General features: G+C 64.8%; 22 protein-coding genes. 8 read left to right on the top strand and 14 right to left on the bottom strand.

The window, feature by feature from the left end:
* The first annotated feature begins 181 nt into the window (after positions 1 to 181).
* From speE to HV744_RS08310, 3 genes are all read left to right on the top strand, one after another.
* Positions 182 to 1,048 (top strand): polyamine aminopropyltransferase, encoded by an 867-nt coding sequence (gene speE / locus HV744_RS08320; RefSeq protein WP_175149056.1) that lies wholly within the window; start codon positions 182 to 184, stop codon positions 1,046 to 1,048.
* 120 nt (positions 1,049 to 1,168) lie between these two features.
* Positions 1,169 to 1,582, top strand: a complete 414-nt coding sequence (locus tag HV744_RS08315) for a VOC family protein (RefSeq protein WP_175149055.1) — start codon at positions 1,169 to 1,171, stop codon at positions 1,580 to 1,582.
* Between the two features lie 19 nt (positions 1,583 to 1,601).
* On the top strand, positions 1,602 to 2,342 hold the full coding sequence (locus tag HV744_RS08310) for a 16S rRNA (uracil(1498)-N(3))-methyltransferase (RefSeq protein WP_175149054.1): 741 nt from the start codon (positions 1,602 to 1,604) through the stop codon (positions 2,340 to 2,342).
* Between the two features lie 134 nt (positions 2,343 to 2,476).
* On the opposite strand, the gene HV744_RS08305 is transcribed toward HV744_RS08310, so the two are convergent.
* The 3 genes from HV744_RS08305 to HV744_RS08295 form a co-directional block, all read right to left on the bottom strand.
* Complete coding sequence (locus tag HV744_RS08305) at positions 2,477 to 3,037, bottom strand: barstar family protein (RefSeq protein ID WP_175149053.1); 561 nt, start codon at positions 3,035 to 3,037, stop codon at positions 2,477 to 2,479.
* A 16-nt stretch (positions 3,038 to 3,053) separates the two neighbouring features.
* Positions 3,054 to 3,470 carry a ribonuclease gene (locus HV744_RS08300; protein ID WP_175149052.1) on the bottom strand — a complete coding sequence of 139 codons (417 nt, stop codon included), beginning with the start codon at positions 3,468 to 3,470 and terminating at the stop codon, positions 3,054 to 3,056.
* A 413-nt stretch (positions 3,471 to 3,883) separates the two neighbouring features.
* Positions 3,884 to 6,223: an NADP-dependent malic enzyme gene (locus HV744_RS08295; RefSeq protein ID WP_175149051.1), complete on the bottom strand. Its 2,340-nt coding sequence runs from the start codon at positions 6,221 to 6,223 to the stop codon at positions 3,884 to 3,886.
* Between the two features lie 207 nt (positions 6,224 to 6,430).
* Here HV744_RS08295 and thiL point away from each other — a divergent pair, with 207 nt between their 5' ends.
* The 4 genes from thiL to HV744_RS08275 all read left to right on the top strand — a co-directional run bounded on the left by thiL (position 6,431) and on the right by HV744_RS08275 (position 9,099).
* On the top strand, positions 6,431 to 7,429 hold the full coding sequence (thiL, locus tag HV744_RS08290; protein WP_175149050.1) for a thiamine-phosphate kinase: 999 nt from the start codon (positions 6,431 to 6,433) through the stop codon (positions 7,427 to 7,429).
* A complete protein-coding gene (locus HV744_RS08285) occupies positions 7,419 to 7,991 on the top strand; it encodes a phosphatidylglycerophosphatase A family protein (RefSeq protein ID WP_175149049.1) in 573 nt (190 codons plus the stop codon). Before thiL ends, HV744_RS08285 begins: the two co-directional genes overlap by 11 nt.
* 71 nt (positions 7,992 to 8,062) lie before the next feature.
* Complete coding sequence (locus HV744_RS08280) at positions 8,063 to 8,563, top strand: CinA family protein (RefSeq protein WP_175149048.1); 501 nt, start codon at positions 8,063 to 8,065, stop codon at positions 8,561 to 8,563.
* Between the two features lie 23 nt (positions 8,564 to 8,586).
* Entirely contained in the window at positions 8,587 to 9,099 is a 513-nt protein-coding gene (locus tag HV744_RS08275) for a cupin domain-containing protein (protein ID WP_175149047.1), read from the top strand.
* 152 nt (positions 9,100 to 9,251) lie between these two features.
* Here HV744_RS08275 and pyrF read toward each other — a convergent pair whose 3' ends face one another.
* The 11 genes from pyrF to HV744_RS08220 form a co-directional block, all read right to left on the bottom strand.
* A complete protein-coding gene (gene pyrF / locus HV744_RS08270) occupies positions 9,252 to 10,067 on the bottom strand; it encodes an orotidine-5'-phosphate decarboxylase (RefSeq protein ID WP_175149046.1) in 816 nt (271 codons plus the stop codon).
* A gap of 214 nt (positions 10,068 to 10,281) precedes the next feature.
* A complete protein-coding gene (locus tag HV744_RS08265) occupies positions 10,282 to 11,331 on the bottom strand; it encodes an aldose 1-epimerase (RefSeq protein ID WP_175149045.1) in 1,050 nt (349 codons plus the stop codon).
* A 210-nt stretch (positions 11,332 to 11,541) separates the two neighbouring features.
* Positions 11,542 to 12,456, bottom strand: a complete 915-nt coding sequence (locus tag HV744_RS08260; RefSeq protein WP_175149044.1) for an SMP-30/gluconolactonase/LRE family protein — start codon at positions 12,454 to 12,456, stop codon at positions 11,542 to 11,544.
* A complete protein-coding gene (locus tag HV744_RS08255; RefSeq protein ID WP_175149043.1) occupies positions 12,453 to 13,253 on the bottom strand; it encodes an SDR family NAD(P)-dependent oxidoreductase in 801 nt (266 codons plus the stop codon). Before HV744_RS08255 ends, HV744_RS08260 begins: the two co-directional genes overlap by 4 nt.
* 51 nt (positions 13,254 to 13,304) lie before the next feature.
* A complete protein-coding gene (araH, locus tag HV744_RS08250) occupies positions 13,305 to 14,321 on the bottom strand; it encodes an L-arabinose ABC transporter permease AraH (RefSeq protein WP_175149042.1) in 1,017 nt (338 codons plus the stop codon).
* 54 nt (positions 14,322 to 14,375) lie between these two features.
* Positions 14,376 to 15,914 (bottom strand): L-arabinose ABC transporter ATP-binding protein AraG, encoded by a 1,539-nt coding sequence (araG, locus tag HV744_RS08245; RefSeq protein WP_175149041.1) that lies wholly within the window; start codon positions 15,912 to 15,914, stop codon positions 14,376 to 14,378.
* Between the two features lie 293 nt (positions 15,915 to 16,207).
* A complete protein-coding gene (locus HV744_RS08240; RefSeq protein WP_175149040.1) occupies positions 16,208 to 17,206 on the bottom strand; it encodes an arabinose ABC transporter substrate-binding protein in 999 nt (332 codons plus the stop codon).
* A gap of 131 nt (positions 17,207 to 17,337) precedes the next feature.
* A complete protein-coding gene (locus tag HV744_RS08235) occupies positions 17,338 to 18,114 on the bottom strand; it encodes an SDR family oxidoreductase (protein ID WP_175149039.1) in 777 nt (258 codons plus the stop codon).
* Positions 18,111 to 18,791 (bottom strand): 2-dehydro-3-deoxy-6-phosphogalactonate aldolase, encoded by a 681-nt coding sequence (locus HV744_RS08230; protein ID WP_175149038.1) that lies wholly within the window; start codon positions 18,789 to 18,791, stop codon positions 18,111 to 18,113. The genes HV744_RS08235 and HV744_RS08230 overlap by 4 nt, the downstream gene beginning before the upstream one ends.
* Positions 18,792 to 18,827: 36 nt before the next feature.
* The gene (locus tag HV744_RS08225) at positions 18,828 to 19,901 is read right to left on the bottom strand and encodes a 2-dehydro-3-deoxygalactonokinase (protein WP_175149037.1); all 1,074 of its coding nucleotides are present in this window, start codon (positions 19,899 to 19,901) and stop codon (positions 18,828 to 18,830) included.
* Positions 19,898 to 20,854, bottom strand: coding sequence for an IclR family transcriptional regulator (locus HV744_RS08220; protein ID WP_175149036.1), 957 nt, complete (start codon positions 20,852 to 20,854; stop codon positions 19,898 to 19,900). The genes HV744_RS08225 and HV744_RS08220 overlap by 4 nt, the downstream gene beginning before the upstream one ends.
* Between HV744_RS08220 and HV744_RS08215 the strand changes: the two genes are divergently transcribed.
* Complete coding sequence (locus HV744_RS08215) at positions 20,853 to 21,131, top strand: hypothetical protein (RefSeq protein ID WP_175149035.1); 279 nt, start codon at positions 20,853 to 20,855, stop codon at positions 21,129 to 21,131. The two genes, HV744_RS08220 and HV744_RS08215, sit on opposite strands and share 2 nt — an antisense overlap.
* The last annotated feature ends 44 nt before the right edge of the window (positions 21,132 to 21,175 follow it).

The following is a 21,175-nucleotide window of genomic DNA, read 5'->3' as shown; positions in this document are numbered from 1 at the left end:
AAACGGGCAGAGCAAACGGACTAGGCTGAAAGCGTGACATTCTAACAGAACGTTGCCCCGGGTCCGGCGCGCGAGGCCGCCCGGGCGTGCGGTCCCGCTCAAGCAACGGGGCCGCAACGCGCTTCGCGCCTTTACAATTGGACAACTGAACCCACCGCGCTCCGGACGGAGCCCGCGATCCGTGAGCGCTCCACTGCTGTTCCGACCGAGTCCCGATGCCGTCTACGGATTTCCGCACGCGCGGCTCGTCGCGCGCGTCGATTCGCGTTATCAGCGTATCGAGGTGTGGGACACGCCTCAGCTCGGCCGGCTTTTCACGCTCGACGGCCGTCCGATGACATCCACCGGCGACGAGTTCATCTACCACGAGTGCATGGTGCATCCGACCGCGCTCGCGCATCCGTCGCCGCGTGCGGCGCTGGTGCTGGGCGGCGGCGATGGTGGCGCCGCGCGGCAACTGCTGAGGCATCCGGGCATCGAACGGATCGTGGTGGCGGAGCTGGACGCGCAAGTGGTTCGCCTGACGCGCGAACATTTACCCGACGTGCACGGCGGTGCGTTCGACGATCCGCGCGTCGAACTGCTGATCGGCGACGCCGCGCATTACGTCGCGGCAACGGCGCCCGCGCAGTTCGACCTGGTCGTGTTCGATCTGACGCCGCCGGATTCACCGGCGGCCGGCCTGTACACGCCCGCTTTCTATGAGGAGCTCAAGCGGCTGATGCGCCCACCGGCCGCACTCTCGCTGCACCTCGGCTCGCCCTATTGCCACGCCCAACGCATTGCCGGCCTGCTCGGCGATCTGCGCGCCGCGTTCGCCGTCGTGCGTACGATGAGCACTTTCGTGCCGCTCTACGGCTCGTTGTGGATGATGGCAACCGCCAGCGACACGCTCGACCCTGCCGCGCTCACCGTCGACACGCTTGCCGAGCGCCTCGCCGCGCGCCGCATCGACGCGCTGAAGCACTACGATCCGGCGATGCACGCCGGACTATTCTCGGCATCCCGGTCCGTGCGCGATAAACTAAGCCAATTCTTAAAGCCTTAAAGCTAACGAGTGGACACAATGTACGGTTGAGTCGGACCGCGCGATCGGTACATCGATACGCGAGCGTCGGCTTGGACTCGCAGCATGCGTCCCGCAAACCCTCAAGATCCGGAGAATCCCATGACCGCCCCCCGCCCAGCCGGTGTGCCCTGGTTGACCCCCTATCTGACGGTACGCGACGCGCGTGCCGCGACAGCGTTCTTCGCTGCGGCTTTCGGCTTCGAAGTTCGCGACAGTGTCCAGGACGACGGCGTCGTCATGCACGTCGAGATGACCTATCAAGGCCAGTTGATCGTGATGTTCGCGCCGGAGGGCGCGTTCGGCTCGGCTGCGAAAACACCCAAAAGCGCGGACGCGATCGCCCCGCAATCGTTCTATGTCTATGTCGACGATGTCGACGCGGTTTATGCGCGGGCACTGGCTGCCGGCGCAAAATCGCTGAGCGAGCCGCAAGATCAATTCTGGGGCGACCGGTTCGCTCAGGTAGAAGATCCGGACGGCTACCGTTGGGCGCTCGCTCGCCACATTTCCTGAGCCAATGAGTATTTTTTTGATGCCTCGCTTCTTCGTCGGTACGCCGCTCAACCCCGACGACATCATGCAGCTTCCCGATGACGTCGTGCGCCACATTCTCGTGCTGCGTTTGCAGCCCGGTGATTCGATCGTGCTTTTTAACGGCGAGGGCGGTGAATACAGCGCTGAACTCGTCGAGGTCGAGCGCCGCTCGGCCACGGTGAGAATTCGCGAATTCCGCCCTATCGAAGTCGAGGCGCCGTATCACCTCACGCTGGCGCAAGGCATTGCCGGCGGCGACAAGATGGACTGGCTGATTGAAAAGGCGGTCGAGCTCGGTGTGTCGTGCTTCGTGCCGCTGACCACCACGCGCAGCGTCGTGCGTCTTGCCGGCGAACGCGCGCAGCGGCGGCATGTGCACTGGCAAGGGATCGTGCGCGCGTCGTGCGAACAATGCGGGCGCAATCGTCTGCCGGAAGTCATGCCGGTGCGCGAGATCGCCACCTGGCTCGGCGCGCTGCCTCGCGAGCCCGGCGAAGATGAGCTGCGCATTCTGCTGTCGCCGCGCGCCAGCATCAGTTTTTCGGCGTTGCCCGCCACCCCGCCGCACGGCCGCGTGACCGTGCTGGTCGGCCCGGAAGGCGGTTTTTCCGCAGCCGAAGAAGCGGCGGCCACCGATCACGGCTTTACCGCCGTCGGCCTTGGACCAAGGGTGCTGCGCACCGAGACCGCGGGCATTGCAGTTCTGTCGGCGCTGGCGGCTCGCTGGGGCGGCTGGTAAGCCGGCTTCCGCACGTCGTCGCGCGCCGCATCTGCTCACGCTGCTGGCGCAAGCACCAAAAGAAAAAGGCCCGCCGATTGGCGGGCCTTTTTCTTTTCCATTACTGCGACAAGCTGTGCCCAGACACGCGAAGTTCAGGCAAACGAGTAAAACACCCGGAACGCCACCTTGCGCTCAGCCCAGAACTCGGCCGCTTCGCGGAACACATCAAGCAGCGTCTCGCGTCCTTCCTTATCGAACTTCTGCGCAACCGGCAATTGCTCGAGCACGATCACAAAGCCGGGCTGCGTGCCGGCCTTATGGACGAGGTCGGTCAGGCAATCGTAGAGCGCGTCGTAATTCTTGCCGAAATGCTTGGGAAACAGAAACGAGGTCGCGATGGTCTCGAGCACTTCCTGCTTGGACAGTGCGTTGGCGCAATACGCATAGAGAAAATGCTGGCCGAGCTGGCTGGCCTCGTCAGCGAGATCCTGCACGCGGAACGCGCGGATCGACTGTACGATGTTCGGTCGTACGGTCTTGAAAAGACTCATGGGCTCCTCGTTCGATGAAACCACAGTGCCAGCTTCGCCCTGGTTGTCGCGGCCCTGATCGCCGGCGCGCATCTTCATGACGCGCTGGAACAAATTGCCGTCGCCGGCCGCGAAAAGATCCGTCGCGACTCCGGTGTCGTGCGCGTAGACGTTGTCGCTCATGCCGTTCATCCCGATGTCATTCAACAATACGATTAAAACTGGTGTAGTGGTCGTCCGAGTAGTAACAATTATCGGTTCGCTGTAGCGGACCTCCGCAGACGATGCGACGCGCCCCGCGATTACGTGCGTGAGGCGTGGGAACGGTGTATTCGTGGTAATAGCCGCGCCGATGGGCCGGCAGCAACCGTTCGCGGTTGCCGAATACGATGCCGTCCTTCTCATACGGGTAAGGCCCGCCCGCAGCAATCAAGTTCAAAGTATTGACCGCTTCGCGCGGCAACTGCGCCAGCGCAACCGTGCCCTGCACTTGCGCGTTCGCATCGGCGGGGGCCGTGTAGTCGCGTGCAAACGCGCCAGGCACAGAGCCGGATAACGCGTACAGCGTAACAGCACCGATCAGCACGCCTTTGATGCGCAGCCACTTGCGTGCCATGTATCAGGGTTCCCCGCTGTTAGATCACGAGTTTGACGACCATGAAAGTCGTAAGGGTATCGCTAATGGCCTTTGGAATCAACGTTCGCCGGGCAGACGAAGCCCGCCAAATCGTGCGGAAAAGACGCCAGCCGGCATTTTGACGACTTTTGACAGAATGTTTAGCTTGATTAGACTAAACTTAGCTTGACTGTGAGAATGGAGGGGAAATACAGACTAACCAGCACGCTGTCTGGATGCGCGTTCATTCCTCATGGCGGGAGCCATGGCTTGCAGTCCTTGAAGGTTGTTTTGTGCCATTAGCCGTATTTGGGTGGCAATCCCCTGCTCACCCTAAGGCGTGCCCGTTGCGGGCACGCCGTTTTTTTGCATGGCGCGCAATCAGCCGGCGCCATGCTCACCCGGATCGGGAATCAGCGGGTTGCGACCACGTCCGCCACCAGCAGCGCCGTCATGTTGACGATCCGGCGCACCGTTGCCGAAGGCGTCAGCACATGCACCGGCTGTGCCGCGCCCAGCAGCATCGGGCCAATCGCGATGTTGTTGCCCGCCGCCGTCTTCAGCAGGTTGTACGAGATGTTGGCCGCGTCGATGTTCGGCAGCACCAGCAGGTTCGCGTCGCCTTCGAGCGTCGAGTCGGGCAGCACGTCGCGGCGCAGATTCGCGTCGAGCGCGACGTCGCCGTGCATTTCGCCGTCCACCTGCAGTTCCGGCACGCGTTCGCGCAGGATCTCCAGCGTGTCGCGCATTTTCTGCGCGCTCGGCGCGTTGCTCGAACCGAAGTTCGAATGCGACACCAGCGCGACCTTCGGCTCGATACCGAAACGGCGCACTTCCTCGGCGGCCATGATCGTGATCTCGGCCAACTGCTGCGGCGTCGGATCGACGTTCACGTGCGTATCGACCAGGAAAATCTGCCGATTCGGCAGCACCAGCGCGTTCATCGCCGCGTAGACTTTCGCGCCTTCCTTCTTGCCGATCACCTGATCGATGAAGTGCAGATGCCGGTGCGTCGTGCTGACCGTGCCGCAGATCATGCCGTCCGCTTCGCCCTTCTTCACCAGCATCGCGCCGATCAGCGTGGTGCGGCGGCGCATTTCGAGCTTCGCCATTTGCGGCGTAATGCCCTTGCGGGACATCATCTTGTAGTATTCCTGCCAGAAATCGCGGTAACGCTCGTCATGATCGGTGTTGACGACCGTGTAGTCCTGACCCGCGACCAGGCGCAGACCGTAGCGCGCGATGCGCTGCTCGATCACCGCCGGACGGCCGATCAGAATCGGCTTCGCGAGCTTCTCGTCGACGATGATCTGCATCGCGCGCAGCACGCGCTCTTCTTCGCCTTCCGCCAGCACGATGCGCTTCTTCTCCGGCTCGACGCCGCGCGCCAGCTGGAAAATCGGCTTCATGGTCGTGCCGCTGTGATACACGAACTGCTGCAGATGCTGTTCGTAGGCTTCCATGTCCTCGATCGGACGCTCGGCGACGCCGCCGTCCATCGCGGCCTTCGCCACTGCCGGCGCGACCTTGACGATCAGACGCGGATCGAACGGCTTCGGAATCAGATATTCCGGCCCGAACGACAGATCCTGAATGCCATATGCCGTCGCGACGATGTCGCTCTGCTCCTGGCGCGCCAGTTCGGCGATCGCATTGACCGCCGCGATTTCCATTTCCCGCGTCACCGTGGTCGCGCCCGCATCCAGCGCGCCGCGGAACAGGAACGGGAACACCAGCACGTTGTTCACCTGGTTCGGGTAGTCGGTGCGGCCAGTGCACAGCACGGCGTCCGGACGCACTTCCAGCGCCAGTTCCGGCAGGATTTCCGGCGTCGGGTTGGCCAGCGCGAGAATCAGCGGCTTGTCGGCCATCTGCTTGACCATGTCCTGCTTGAGCACACCGCCAGCCGACAGGCCGAGGAAAACGTCGGCGCCGCCGATCGCTTCGGCGAGCGTGCGGGCGTCGGTTTCACGCGCGAAGCGCTCCTTGTCCGGGTCCATCAGTTCGACGCGGCCCTTGTAGACCACGCCGGCCAGATCGGTGACCGTGATGTTTTCGAGCGGCAGGCCGATATCGACCAGCAGATCCAGACAGGCCAGCGCTGCCGCGCCCGCGCCGGACGAGACCAGCTTGACTTCCTTGATGTCCTTGCCGACCACCTTCAAACCGTTGGTGATCGCCGCCGCGACGACGATCGCCGTGCCGTGCTGGTCGTCGTGGAAGACCGGAATCTTCATGCGCTTGCGGCATTCGCGCTCGACGATGAAGCAGTCCGGCGCCTTGATGTCTTCCAGGTTGATGCCGCCGAAAGTCGGTTCGAGCGCGGCGATCACCTCGACCAGCTTGTGCGGATCGGACTCGTTCAGCTCGATATCGAACACGTCGATGCCGGCGAACTTCTTGAACAGGACGGCCTTGCCTTCCATGACCGGCTTCGACGCGAGCGGCCCGATGTTACCGAGACCCAGCACCGCGGTGCCGTTGGTGACGACGCCGACCAGGTTGCTGCGCGCGGTGAAACGCGCGGCATTCAGCGGGTTTTCGACGATTTCTTCACACGCGAACGCGACGCCCGGCGAATACGCCAGCGCGAGGTCGCGCTGGTTGATCATCTGCTTGGTCGGGGCGATCGCGATCTTCCCGGGGGTCGGGAACTCGTGGTAATCGAGGGCGGCTTCACGGAGTTTGCTATTGACGGGAGTCGACATAAGGCGGGCTTGGAAGTGCGGATTAGAATAGACGTTCGACGGCATTGTAGCCCCAATTGGCTACGCGATTGCTTCAATACGGGTACAACTGCCGCGACTTAAACATAGCGAAAGGCCGGCGTGGCATGCTTCGCCGGCGGCGCGAGCCGAACCGGAGCTGCATGCGGGCCGGGCGCCGCTCGGGTGGCAACTTCGTACAATGCGCGCCGTTAGCCGCAGTTCGCGGCACTTATCCGTTCACCATTCGCCACAATGCTCTCCGAGTTCTCGCTGATCGACCGTTTCTTTGCCCGCCGGGCCGCCGCCCGACCGTCCGACGCCGCCGACGGCACGCTCGGCATCGGCGACGACTGCGCGCTGCTCGCGCCGCGCGCCGGCGAAATGCTGGCGATATCGACGGACATGCTGGTGGAGGGCCGCCATTTCTTCGCCGATATCGATCCCGAAGCGCTGGGTCACAAGACGCTCGCGGTGAATCTGTCGGACCTCGCCGCGATGGGCGCGCGACCGCAGGCGTTCACGCTGGCGTTTTCGTTGCCGAACGCGGACGAAGCGTGGCTTGCCGCGTTCAGCGAAGGACTGTTCGCGCTGGCGGAGCGCTACGGCTGCGAGCTGATCGGCGGTGACACGACGGGCGGCCCGTTGAACCTGTGCGTGACGGTGTTCGGCAGCGTGCCGCCGCAAGCGGCGCTGCGCCGCGACGCCGCGCAGCCTGGCGACGACATCTGGATTTCCGGCATGCTCGGCGACGCGCGCGCCGGACTCGGCGTGCAGCGCGGCGAGTGGTGCGCCGATGCCAGCGACGCTGCGACGTTTCGCCGCGCCCTCGAACGCCCGGAGCCGCGTGTCGCGCTCGGCCTTGCGCTGCGCGGCATCGCGCATGCGGCGCTCGACCTGTCGGACGGCCTTGCCGGCGATCTGCTGCATATCCTCGAACGCTCGCGCATGCGCGCCACGGTCGAAGTCGACGCCGTGCCGCGTTCCGCCGCGCTGCGCCGGCTCACGCCCGAGATCCAGCGACGCTGCACGCTGGCCGGCGGCGACGACTACGAACTGTGCTTTACCGCGCCGGCCACCGCGCGCGCCGCGGTCGAAGCAGCCGGACGCGAGGTGGGCGTGCCGGTCAGCCGCATCGGTACAATAAGCGCTCTCCAGGCGGCGCACGACCGCCCGGCGATCGACTGGCGCGATGCCGCCGGTGCGCCGCTCACTCTGACGTTGCAAGGCTTCGATCACTTTCATGCAGACTGATCCCCCGCTCGGCCCCGCCGACGATCTCATCGGCGGCCAGCCGCCCGAGACGCCCGGACCGCGCGCGCCGCGGCCTCAGCCGCGCCGCGCCACCGCGCGTTTCATGCTGTCGCATCCGCTGCACATTCTGTCGCTGGGTTTCGGCAGCGGCTTGTCGCCGGTGGCGCCGGGCACGATCGGCACGCTGTTCGCATGGGCCTCGTTCGCCGTCCTGAGCCGCTATCTGACCGTGATCGAATGGGGCCTGCTGATCTGCGCCGGCTTTGTCGGCGGCATTGCGATCTGCGGCTTTACCGCGAAGCGGCTCGGCATCGACGATCCGTCGCCGGTCGTGTGGGATGAAATCATCGCGTTCTGGCTGGTGCTGCTGATGGTCACGCCGGTTACGCTAACCGGCCAGCTATGGGCCTTCATCGTGTTCCGCTTCTTCGACATGGTGAAGCCGCCGCCGATCAGTTATTTCGACCGCCGTCTGAAAGGTGGCTTTGGCATCATGTTCGATGACCTGGTCGCCGCCTTTTTCACGTTGCTCGTGATTGCGCTCTGGCGCATGTCGGTTTAACCGCTGCCCGGCCATCGCCGCCTTGCGCCGCGCATCATCGCCGGCCCCCGTTTTCCGGATTGACTGACGCCATGCCTACCGATTCCGTCGTTCATCAGCTCGCGATTCGCGTGAGCAACCGCCTGCGCGACGAGCGCCTGATGCTCGTCACCGCCGAGTCCTGCACGGGCGGCATGGTGGCGACCGCGATCACCGACATTTCCGGCAGCAGCGGCTGGTTCGAGCGCGGCTTCGTCACGTATTCGAATCAGGCGAAGAGCGAAATGATCGGCGTGCCCGCCGATCTGATCGACAAGCACGGCGCGGTCAGCGAACCGGTGGCGCGCGCGATGGCCGAAGGCGCGCTGCGCAATAGCCGCGCGCAGGTGTCGGTGTCGATTACCGGCGTCGCCGGCCCGGGTGGCGGCACCGAAACCAAGCCGGTCGGGATGGTGTCGTTCGGCTGGAGCAACCGGCTGCATACGTCGGTGGAAACGAAGATCTTCAAGGGCGACCGCGAGCAGATCCGCGTGCAGGCCGCCGCGCATGCGTTGCGCGGGGTGCTCGCGCTGCTCGACGAACGCGAACATTGACCCTTGTTTGAATGGCGGGAACGATGCCGGATTCACTCGCAGCCAGGGACGAACTGATCCGCCGCTTCGATCTGAAGCCGCATCCTGAAGGCGGATTTTTCAACGAAACGTATCGGTCGGCGGGACGCGTGATCCGCGAGGACGGTTCAGCGCAGACGCGTTCGGCATCGACCGCGATTTACTACCTGCTGTGCGACGGCGCGCATTCGGCGTGGCATCGGATCGGGTCCGACGAAGTCTGGCATTTCTATGCGGGCGAGCCGTTGAACGTCCACGTGCTCGACGAAACCGGCACGCTGGTTACGCATAAGCTGGGCAATCCACTGACGCATCCCGATGCGGTGTTTCAGGCGGTGGTGCCGGCGGGCTTGTGGTTTGCGGCGGAGTGCGCCGATCCGGCGACGTTCGCGCTGGTGGGCTGCACCGTTGCGCCGGGATTTGAGTTCAGCGAGTTCGAACTGGCGGATATTGATGCGTTGAAGGCGGAGCATCCGGAGCATGCGGGGTTGATTGCGCGGCTCGGACCGGCGGCTTAAATAGCCTTGCGTTGGCATCAGGCCTGGTGGGCCAGGTCAGGCGGAACGATCTGAAGAACCGTCCCGAACCATCGCCTCAGACCAGCCTGAACCCAAGCCGCTCAAAAGCTGGCGTTACCGGCATTGCCAGCTCCACCAGCCACACCCCTCGATTACCGGAACGCGTTAATCCGGTCGCGCGTTTCCATCGCGGCCTTCGCTGCGGCTTGCGCGAAATCGTCGCCCCTGCCCGCATAGATGATCGCCCGCGACGAGTTGATCAGCATGCCCGTGCCGTTCGCGGTGCGGCCCGCGCTCACAGTCGCCTCCACGTCGCCGCCTTGCGCGCCGATGCCCGGAATCAGAAGCGGCATATCGCCGACGATCCCGCGCACGACTTCGATCTCCTTCGGGAAGGTCGCGCCGACCACCAGCGCCAGCTGGCCACTCGCATTCCACTTGTCCGCCGCCAGTTGCGCGACGACCTGATACAGCGGACGCCCGCCCGTCTCCAGGAATTGCAGGTCGGAGCCGCCCGGGTTCGACGTGCGGCACAACACGATCACGCCCTTGCCTTGGTGCTCCAGATACGGCTGGATCGAATCGAAACCCATGTACGGATTCACCGTCACCGCGTCCGCCTGATAGCGCTCGAACGCCTCGCGTGCGTATTGCCCGGCGGTGCTGCCGATGTCGCCGCGCTTCGCATCGAGAATCACCGGCAGGCCCGGATGATTCGCATGAATGTGGGCGATCAGCTGCTCGAGCTGGTCTTCCGCGCGATGCGCCGCGAAGTAGGCGATCTGCGGTTTGAACGACGACGCGTACGGCGCCGTCGCATCGACGATGGTGCGGCAGAAGTCGAAGATCGCGTCGGAGCGGCCGGCGAGTGCGCCCGGGAATTTGCTGGGCTCGGGATCGAGGCCGACGCACAGCAGCGAGTTGGTGCGCTGCCAGGCGTCGTTGAGTGTCTGGACGAAATTGGACATGGTGAGTCTCGCGGCGAGCCGGTAAACGGAAGAGGCGCGTATTTTACCTGTCCTGCGCGGCAGGCCGCCCCCGGGGCGTGTCCAAGGCGTGCTCGCGTGGTGGCCGGCAGCCTGCCGGGGCTGCACACGCCGTAGCCAGCGAGTCGTTCCGTTCGATGCCGCGGCGCCCGCCAAGGCGTGCACGGCTCCGAGCCGTCCCGTTCGCTGCGCCCCGCTACTGCCGACGCGACCCGCGCGCGCCCGGCATCGACCGCAAGCCGGTACGTTCGACGGTAAAGCGGAACGTGCGCGTCAACCGCTCGCCGCGTCCCAGCAGGGTCATGCCGTTTTCGCACGCGCCGCCGGCCAGATTCATCGCGTTGATTGGATGATCGACCGGCTCGAAGCAGAAGAAGTCTTCGCCGGGTGGCGTGTACAGCACGTAGTAGTCGGTGTCCGCTGCGATGTTAAGCGACAGGCGGCGCTTGGGCCACACCACCGCCGCCTGCCCGCTCCAGCCGGTGAACGCATGATTGACGATGGTCTCCGGCAACGGATACGCGACGCCGAATTGCCACGCGGGCGGCGCCGGCACGTGACGCTTCGGCAGCCAGTCGTCGCCGGACAGCCACAGGCCGCCGGCCGCCGCCGACAGTTCGGTATCCGCGTCGCGCACGAAGAACGGATGCACGCCCAGCCCGAACGGCAGCGCCTCGCGTCCCGCGTTCTCGATCTCCAGCGTGACGACGAGCGTCGGACCGTCCAGCGTGTAGGTTTGCGTCGCGCGAAACGCGTACGGCTTGCCGTCACAGCGATCGAGCGTCAGACGCACATTTTCGCGATCCGACTCGGCCACCTGCCATGCCGACAGCCAGCCGTCGCCGTGAATCGGCAACGGTTCGTCGGCGCGATTGCGCGGCACCTCGACCCGCCGCCCCGCGACGTTGAAATGGCCGCCGCCGATCCGGTTCGAATACGGCAGCAGCGGATAGCAGGCCAGCTGGTTCGGCTGCGTGTCGGCGCCGACGTGGCGGCAGCGCCGGAAGATCGGCGTGAGCGCGCCGTCGTTGCGCCAGTCAAAACGGGTAACGCCGCCGCCGAGCGTCGGCGCGACGTCGAGGCGCAAATGCACGTTGGCGAGCGTAATGCACGCGACGTCGCCGGCGCTGCCTTCGCCGACCGCCACCGCCGACGTGCTCGGCCCGGCCAGCACCGGATTGGCCGCCGCGGCGAGTCGCGAGCGTCGGGTTTGGGGAGAAGCGGAAACAAGATTCGCAACAGTCATATCTGGCTCCATCGAGAGGCGGGGGACGTTGCCGTCATTGCTGACGGATGCTGTAGGGCGACTTTCTGGAACGGGTCGCCTCCGGGTCCGAACTGCATGCTGCCGATTTGCTGCCACTGGAATTGCGACATCAACTTCTGATTCACTTTCAAAATCATTGCCGGGCTGACCGCCGCTGCGGCCTCGCTGCCGGGGCTGCGTCATTCTGCGCTATGCGGGCGCGCGCTGGAACTCCGGCTCGGGCAAACCGCGCCGTCCGGTCGTCGCGACGAACACGCCGCCCGCCCGAGTATCCTTCGCCAAAGCGGCGGCGTCGAGATCGGCGCGCGCGCTCGTGATGTACAGCGTGCCGAGTCGGGGGCCGCCCAGCGCGACGCAACTGGGCTGCGCGGTCGGCACGTCGATGCGGTCGGTTTCAACGCCGTCGGGACCGTAGCGCACCACCCGCGCGCCGGCCCATTGCGCGTTCCACAAGCCACCGTCGCGATCGACGGTCGAGCCGTCCGGCTCCACGCCCGCGTCGGTCACGCGGGTGAACAGCCGGTCGTTGGCGATGCTGCCGTCCGCGCGATAGTCGCAGACGCGAATCTCCGGGATTTTCGAATCGCAGTAGTACATCGTCGCGCCATCGGGACTGAACGCGATGCTGTTCGAAATCGCCGGCGCCGGCAACGGCAAACGCTCCAGCGACAAATCATGATTCAGCCGGTAAAAGCCGCCGACCGGTTGCGCCGGCGCGCTTTCGTCTTTCGTGCCGAACACGAAGCGCCCCTGACGATCACAGCGGCCGTCGTTCACGCGCGTGTTCAGACCGGGCTCGACATCGACGATGCGCTGCGTCTCGCCGGTCGCCAGATCGAAAAACGCCAGGTGCGTGGCGAGGCCGAGCAACAGGTAATGCGGATTCGCACACAGCGCGAACGAAGCAAGGCGCTCGGGCATGCGCCAGAAGGTGCTGCGGCCATCGCCCGGATCGTAGCGCCACAGCCGCGCGCCTTCGATATCCGTCCAGTAGAAGCGGCCGGTTTTCGCGCACCATGTCGCGGCTTCTCCGAGCGTGCATTTCGTGTCGAGCAGCAACGCCGCCCGCTGCGAAGCGGCGCGCGACGGCGCGCCAGCGCTCACGCCCAGCCTCCGTCGACGACGATGTCCTGCGCGGTGATCATCCTGCTGTCGTCGGCGGCGAGAAAGAGCGCCATGCGGGCGAGGTCGGCCGGCTCCAGCTCGGCGTCGATGCACTGCCCTTCCTTGATCTGACGGCGGCCGTTGTCGTCGAGCCACAGACGCTTCTGCTTCTCCGTCATCACCCAGCCCGGCACCAGCGTATTGACGCGGATGTTGAAGTGTCCGAGGTCGCGCGCGAGGCCGCGCGTCAACCCCTGCACCGCCGATTTCGACATCACGTACACCGGATAGCCGCCGTTCTTCAGCATCCAGCTGATCGAGCCGAGGTTGATGATCGAGCCGCTGTTGGCGGCCTTCATGTCCTCCATCACCGCCTGCGCCGCGAAGAACTGGTGGCGGATATTCACTGCGATGCCCTCGTCGAAAAACTCGCGCGTCACTTCGCCGATCGTGTGACGTTTGTCGTTCGCCGCGTTGTTGACCAGCACCTGAATGGACCCAAGTGCGGCCTTCACGTCGGCGATGGCCTTTTGCAACGCGTCGACATCGGTCAGATCGCACGGCAGGAACAGCGGTTTGTGTTTCGAATCGCCGAGCTCGTCGGCGAGCGCTTCACCCGCGCTCGCATCGATATCGAAGAAAGCGACGCGCGCACCCTGCGCCGCGAAATGCTCGACGAACGATGCGCCGATGCCGGTCGCGCCGCCCGTGATCAACACCGTACGGTCGACGAGACTCGGATAGCGCGCGAACGCGGTGTCCGCGAGACGGGCGTTTGCATTGGCCGGAGACGACATCGTTCGATTCCTTTGAGAGCTAAGTGATGAGTGGCGGGTTCAGTTGCGCGTTTAGTCCCGCGAGCCGCGGTTCTTCAACTGGTCGAGCAGCACGGCGGCGAGCAGGATCGCGCCACGCACGAGGTACTGATAGAACGCGTCGATGTTCAGCAGGTTCATCACGTTCTCGACCGTGCCCATGATCAGCACGCCGATCACGACGCCGGAAATCGTCGCGCGGCCGCCGAGCAGCGACACGCCGCCCAGCACGCACGCCGAAATCACGTTCAGCTCGAAACCTTGCGCCGCATTCGGCTGACCCGACGTGATCCGCGACGCCAGAATCACACCGGCCAGCGCGGTCACCGCGCCTTGAATCAGGAAGATATAGACGCGCGTGCGTTCGACATTGATACCGGCCAGACGCGACGCTTCCGGATTGCCGCCGATCGCGAGCGTATTGCGGCCGTACACGGTCTGGTTGAGCATCACGCCGAACACGATGAAGCACAGCAGCGTGACCCAGATCGGCAGCGACACGCCGAAGAAGCTCAGGCCGCCCAATGCGATAAACGTATCCGACGACACGCCCACCGCCTGCCCGTGCGAGACGATGAAGCCGAGACCGCGGACGATTTCCATCGTGGCGAGGGTCGTGATCAGCGCGTTGATGCGCAGATACGCGATCACTGCGCCGTTGACGAAACCGATCACCGCGCCCGCCGCGACCGCCGCGACGATCGAGATGAACGTATTGCCGGTCGCGTTCAGCACCATCGCGCACAGCACGCCGGCGAACGCGACGGTCGAGCCCACCGACAGGTCGAAATCACGCGAGGCCAGACAGAACATCATCGTGCACGCGACCATGCCGATCTGCGAGATCGACAGCGCGAGGCCGAGCATGTTCTCGATCGAGAAGAAGTGGTCGACGGTCAGCGACATCGTGACGAACATCACGATGAAGATCACGATCAGGCTGTACTCGGTGATCTGCTGCCACCATTTCGCCTTGTCGTTCGACTGCGGAATCAGCGCTTCCGCCGCGCCTTTGGCGGCCTGCTGCGCGAGGTTTTCTCTAGCTTGCATGATGAAGACTCCTCCCGTTCCCCACGGGTTGCCGGACTTGCGTCCGAATAATGTTCAGGCCGCTTGCTGGGCAGCGGTTTCGGTTCCGGGCAGCGCGGTCGAGCTTTGCGGCAACGCGAGGCTCAACACCGATTGTTCCGTTGCGTCCTGGCGCGCCAGCTCGCCGGAAATCCGCCCCTGGCGCATCACGACGATCCGGTCGGACACGCCGAGCACTTCCGGCAATTCCGACGAGATCATCACGATCGCGCAGCCGCGCTCGGCCAGCTGATAGATCACGTTATAGATTTCATGCTTCGCGCCGACGTCGATACCGCGCGTCGGCTCGTCGAGAATCACGACCTTCAGATCCGGCTCGGCAAGCCAGCGCGACAGAATCGCCTTCTGCTGATTGCCGCCCGACAGAAAGCGGATCTTCTGGCGGCGGCTCGGCGTCTTGATCTTCAGCAGCTTGATGAAACGGTCCGCGGTTTCCGCTTCCTTCTTGCGATCGAGGAACATCCCTGCGCGCAGATAGTGACGGCGGCAACTGATGTTGATGTTCTCCGATACGGTCGCCATCGCGACAATGCCCTCTTCCTTGCGATCTTCCGGGCACAATACGATGCCGTGCCTGATCGCTTCGCCCGCGCTGCGCACCTTGATCGGCTTGCCGTCGAGCAGCAGTTCGCCGCCCTTCTTGTGCTCGGCGCCATACACCAGGTGCATCAGCTCGCTGCGGCCCGCGCCCACCAGACCGAAGAAGCCGACAATCTCGCCGCGCCGCACTTCGAAGCTGGCCGGCTGCACGAGCGCATGGCCTTCGATCGCCTTCGCCGCGAAACGGACCTCGCCGAGCGGCCGCGACGAATAGTTGTAGATGTCCGAAATTTCACGCCCGACCATCTCGCTGACGATGGTGTCGCGCGACACGCCTTCGAGCGTCGGATGCGAGGCGATCTTGCGGCCGTCACGAAAGATCGTGCAGGCGTCGCACAACTCGTAGATCTCGTCCATCCGGTGCGAGATGTAGATCAGCGCGCGGTTGTCGGCGCGCAGATCGCGCACCAGCTTGAACAGCACTTCGGTCTCGCGATGCGACAGCGAGCTGGTCGGCTCGTCGAGCGCGATCACACGCGCGTTGCGCAACAGCGCCTTGCAGATTTCGACCATCTGCCGTTGCGCGATCGACAGCTTGCGAAGCTTCGCACTCGGATCGAGCGCCACGCCCATCGCTTCGAGACGTTCGCGGACGAAACGCCTGGCTTCGCGCTTGTTGACCCAGCCGAGCGAGTTCGGCAACTGACCGAGCAGCAGGTTCTCCGCGACCGTCATATCGGGAACGTATTGCAGCTCCTGGTGAATCACCGCGATCCCCGCCGCGATGGACGCCGCCGCGCTCGAGAAGCGCACTTCGTTGCCGTCGATCATCACGTGGCCCGAGTCGGGCTGATACTCACCGCCGAGTATCTTCAGCAGGGTCGACTTCCCTGCGCCGTTTTCGCCCATCAGGCCGTGAACCTGGCCGACGTTGACCTCGAAGGACACACCGTCGAGCGCACGCACGCCTGGAAAGACTTTGCCGATATTGTCAAAACGTAGCGTCGCTGACACTTCGCCTCCTATGTCGACTGGAGTTGGCGATTTGGCTGTCGGCCAGAGTTCGCGCTTCAGCGCGTTACTCTGGTCCCATGCAAAGCACTTACTCCGGTCCCATGCAAGATAGTTGCTGTTTCATGTGAACCGCGCCTGGGCGTACCTCGTACCTCGTACCTCACGGGCAGACTCAAAGCATGGCTTGTCTCTACTGCTGATCTTTTATTGCTGCTGCCGGCGCGCTGTTTTCCAGGAGTCGCCTGGAAAACAGCGCGCCGGCATTTCACTTCATTGCACTACGCCGCAACGCCTTACTTCGACGCGAGGCCCATCTTCTCGCGCACTTCACCGACGTTGTCACGCGTGGCCAGCATGCCGGTCGTCAGCGTGAGCATCGGCGGTTCCTTGCCTTGCGTGATCCAGTCGTACATCAGCGCCGAGGTTTCCTCGCCGTGGCGCTTCGGGCTGATGATGACCGTGCCGTAGAAGCCCGTCGGCGTCGGCTTCTTGAACTCGTTCAACGCCGAGTCCGAACCGCCGATGCCGATACCGATCATGTTGTCCGCCTTGAAGCCGCGGCCTTCCGCTGCGCGCACCGCGCCGAGCACGCCTTCGTCGTTCAGCGCGTAAGCAACCCAGTGTTTGTATTGCGGGTTCTTCGTCAGCGCGATGTTGGCGGCGTTGAACGCGTTTTCCGTGTCGGTCTTCGCTTGCGGCGCGGCGACGATGTTCGCCTTCGGGAAGCCGGCGGCCACCAGCGCGTCGGTCGCGCCGGTGGTGCGGTCATGCGCGGTCGGCAGCTGTTCGTAGGTCACGTCGATCGCGCCCACGTCCTTCATGTCCCAGCCGCGCTTCTTGATTTCCGCGGCCAGACCGTCGCCGACCTGCTTGCCGATGTTGTACGCCGAGATGCCCATATGCGGCACCGACGCGATCGGCTTGCCCGCGCCGTCCACCAGACGGTCGTCCACCGTCATCATCTTCAGGCCGTCGGCCTTCGCCTTCGCGACGATGCCCGGTCCGAGCTTGACGTCAGGCGTGCAGATCACGAAGCCCTGCGCCTTCTGTGCCGACAGGTTGTCGATTGCGCTCATCACCTTCTCGCCAGACGGCGCGCCGATCTTCACCAGCGTGAAGCCCTTTTCCTTCGCGGCGATCTCGGCGAACTTCCATTCGTCCTGGAACCAGGGTTCTTCCGGCTGTTTCACGAGGAAGCCGATCTTGACCGGGTCGGCGGCTTGCGCGACCGGCGCGTTGAAGAGCACACCCGTCGCCGCTGCTGCCAGCGTGAGGAAAATTCTACGTTTCATGATGCGTGTCTCCTGACTAATTGATAACGAGAAGGTAAGCGGCCGCGTCTTCTTGTACCGGTGATGACACACGCGGCCAGCGCGTCGTCCGGTGTACTCTTGCGCCCCTGCGCAACCTGCGTGCTGCAAAATCAGTCGTGATATAGCGCCGAGCGGCCGCCATCCACCGTGATGCAGCTAGCGTTGATGAACGGCGCCTCATCCGACGCGAGAAACACCGCGGTCATCGCCACTTCTTCCGGGCGGCCGATGCGTTTCATCGGCTGCAAGTCGAGCGTCGCCTGCTGCGCGGCGGCCGGATCGGCCTGTTCGTTCCACCAGTCGTGCGTCAACTGCGTTTCGATGTAGCCCGGCGCGATCGCGTTGACGCGCACGTTGCGCGGCGCGTATTCGATGCCGAGCGCGCGCGTCAGACCGATCACACCGTGCTTGGCCACCGGGTACGGAAAACAGCCCGGGATGATCTTGAACGCATGCGTCGACGCGATGTTCACGATGCTGCCCGCGCCACGTTCGACCATGCCCGGCAACACCGCGCGGCAACCGTTCCACACGCCGTCGAGATCGACCGCGAAGCAGCGCCGCCAGTCGTCGTCGGTCATGGTCAGCGGATCGCAGAACACGTTGATGCCGGCGTTGTTCACCAATACGTCGAGCACGCCGAACGCGTGCTCGGCCTCGCGCACCGCTTGCTGAACCGACGCTGATTGCGTCACGTCCGTGTGCACCGCGAGCACGCGAGCGCCGGTTTGCGACTTGATGTGCTCGGCCGTCTGCTGCGCGGCGTCGATATTCAGTTCCGCCAGCACGACCGCCGCGCCCTCGCGGGCGAACGCGAGCGCGATCGCCGCACCGATGCCGCGCCCGGCGCCGGTGACCAACGCGGCTTTGCCGGCGAGCCGTTTCATTTCTTCGCGCCCGCGCGGGCAACGCGCAAACCGTTGATGAACGCCTTCGCATGCGAGGCGGTCACCGCCGCGCTCTGACCCGGCTTGTACAGCCCCGAGCCGAGGCCGAAGCCATTCGCACCGGCGCTCAGAAACGGCCCCATATTGTCCGGCGTGATGCCGCCGACCGGCACCAGCGGCACCTGCACCGCAATCACCGCGCGCCATGCCTTCACGACCTGGCAGCCGAGCTGTTCGGCAGGGAACATCTTCAGCACGTCCGCGCCGTTCTTCAGCGCGATGAACGCTTCCGTCGGCGTGGCGACGCCCGGCGCGCAGGCCAGTCCTTGCGCTTTCGCGGCGATCACGACTTCAGGGTCGCTATGCGGCATCACGACCAGTTCGCCGCCCGCCGACTTCACGTCGTTGACGAAACCCGGATGCAGCACGGTGCCCGCGCCGACGATCGCATCGGCCGGCAACACCTTGCGGATCGCGGCGATGCTGTCGAAAGGCTGCGGCGAATTCAACGGCACTTCGACGATCCGAAAGCCCGCTTCGTACAGCGCCTGACCGTGATCGGCCGCATCGGCCGGAGTCACGCCGCGCATGATCGCGATCAGCGGACAGACTTCGAACGCCGCGATCAAACCCGCGTGCGGCATGTACGGTGCGGGCAGATTGATGTGAGGCTGCATGTCGGTTCCTTGTTTCGTGAGCGATAGTGCGGCCGGTTAGCCGGCGCGCGCCGCCTGGGCGGCCGGATTGACGAGCCCCGCTTGCGAGGCGATACGCCACAGACCGCGCTCGGTGGCCTGCTTCACCAGCTCCGCCTGGGTGCAGCCGAATTGCGCGAGCGCGAGGCGATAACGCTCGCACAGCGCTTCGTTGCCGATCAGGCGCAGGCTTTGTGCGGCGATCGAACTCTGCTGTTGCGTCAGCACGGCTTCCAGGCCGGCCAGTTCATGTCCGATCAGCAAGCCCGACAGATAGTCGGGCTGCCTGTCGCCGGCCAGTTGTCCGGTGAGGCCGAGTGTGCGCGAGCTGAAAACGGTTGCGAGCAGGCCCGCATGGCCCTTTTCACGGGCGATGCTCACGCCGCGCAGGAATGCTTCGGTATCCGGACGATCCGGCGTGGTCATCGTGCGGCCGAGAATCGTGTGCTCGCGCAATGCCGAGAACACTTCGCCGGTCATGAAAGTATGAAAACGTTCGATACGGCCCGCCTGCACGACCACCCATTTCGCGTGCGTGCCAGGCAGCCCGATCAGCGCGCGCTTGCCGCTTTCCGCGACACTCGCGGCGTTCATGTCCTGGCTGAGCGCGCCGAAAATCTGCGTTTCTTCGCCGCGCATCACGTTGGGCAGTTCGCCGCGTTGCAGCACGCCCGGCACGATATGCAGCGTCGCGCCGCATGCCGCCTTCACGCGGACGATGCCGGCCACCAGCGCATCGGCGTTCGCCGGCGCGTCGACATACGGCGCCTCGAGCCAGCCCTGCGCGCTGCCGACCATGCCCGCCGCGATCACCGGCACGGCGCTCGCGTGTTCGAGCCAGGCGCCGCATACCTCGTCGAAGGCCGCGTCGAAGCCGCCATGTTCCGCGCTGCACGGCAGATTCATGATGCCGGCCGCCGATGCGCGCCTGGCCAGCACCTGGCCATCCGCGTCGTACAGATAAGCGCGCAACGACGTCGTGCCCCAGTCGAGCGCAATCAGCGCGGCGTGCGCGAAGTCGGCGTCGGCATCGGCGACGGCGCCTGCAACCGGGTGACTGCTGGCCGGCGTGGAAGAACCCGCTTGTGTCATCGTTTGATCCTGCGGGTGGTCGGTTGCGGCGCGCGCCAGCCAAGTTCTTCCGAGATCGCGCGCGCTTCGCGCTGCACGACCGGAATCAGTTCGTCCATGCGTTCGAGCGGCATGTACGGAATCGTGCTCGCCACCGACAGCGCCGCCACCACCGCGCCCGACGCATCGCGCACCGGGGCCGCGACGCAACGGATCGCCGCTTCGTTCTCTTCGAGGTCGAACGTGTACCCGCCGGCCGCGTAGCTGGTCATGCGCTGCATGAAGGTCTGCGCGTCGGGGCGATTGTCCGGCTTGAACGTGACGCCGGCGAGCGCGCGGCGCGACGCGTCGAACAGCGACTGCCAGACGTCCGGCGTGAGGTCGAGCATCATCGCCTTGCCGATCCCCGTCGACGCCAGCGGCATCCGGTGCCCGACGCGCGAGCGCATTTCGAGGCCGCGGGTGCCAGGAATCTTGTCGATGTACAGCACGTCGTCGCCGTCGCGCACGCCGAGGTGGATCGTGTCGAGCGTTTGCTCGGCGAGCGATTCGAGATGCGGGCGCGCGACTGCGGTGAGCGGCATCTGTTCGAGCGCGATGGTGCCGAGTTCGATCAGCTTCGGGCCGAGCAGATAGCCGCCCTGCACCTGGCGCAGATAGCGCGCCTGCACGAGGCTGCTGACCAGCCGGTGGGTGGTGCTGCGGGTCGTGCCGAGCGCGGCGCCGAAGGTGCGCAGATCGCGCACGCCGGCGGCGGCGGCTTCGAGAATCGCCAGGCCGCGCAACAGCGTTTGCGTGCCGGCTTGCTGCGGCGTGATGTCCAGCAGCGTGCTGGGCAGCGCGATGCCGTCGAGGGCGGGCGGTTGAGCGGTGGCGCGCGACGCTTTGGCGGCGGAGGCCGGACGCGCTGCGGCGCTGCTCGCGTGATCGGCTTCGGACGCGCTCGCGGCGTGAGTGGGCATCGCTTTGTTCATGGCGATTGGCTTTGGGATGGTTTTGCGCTTACTGCGCGGGGCCGGAGGAAAAGCCTTGAGTACTCGCGATGCTGCGGGCGCAGAGGTGCTGCCTTGGGCTGTTAGGCATGGTTTGGCGTTGTCTCCGGTTTTTTTGCTGTCGCTATTTGCGCGGTCAGATTGCTGGGCTTTCTGGCTCGCGTTGCGTATTGGTTTGGATTGTAGGGCGATTTTTGAGAAATCACCAATATGTGAATACTGGATTCATATAATGGGATTTGACGTGTTTTTGGGCTGAATTGCCATGTGAAATTGCCAATGCCGACGCTCAGGGTCACGATC

Origin of the sequence: Paraburkholderia ultramafica, from assembly GCF_902859915.1 — a bacterium.
GTDB classification, from domain to species: Bacteria; Pseudomonadota; Gammaproteobacteria; order Burkholderiales; family Burkholderiaceae; genus Paraburkholderia; species Paraburkholderia ultramafica.
Note: the sequence above shows the minus strand (reverse complement) of the source record. Positions and strands in the feature narration are given on the sequence as shown.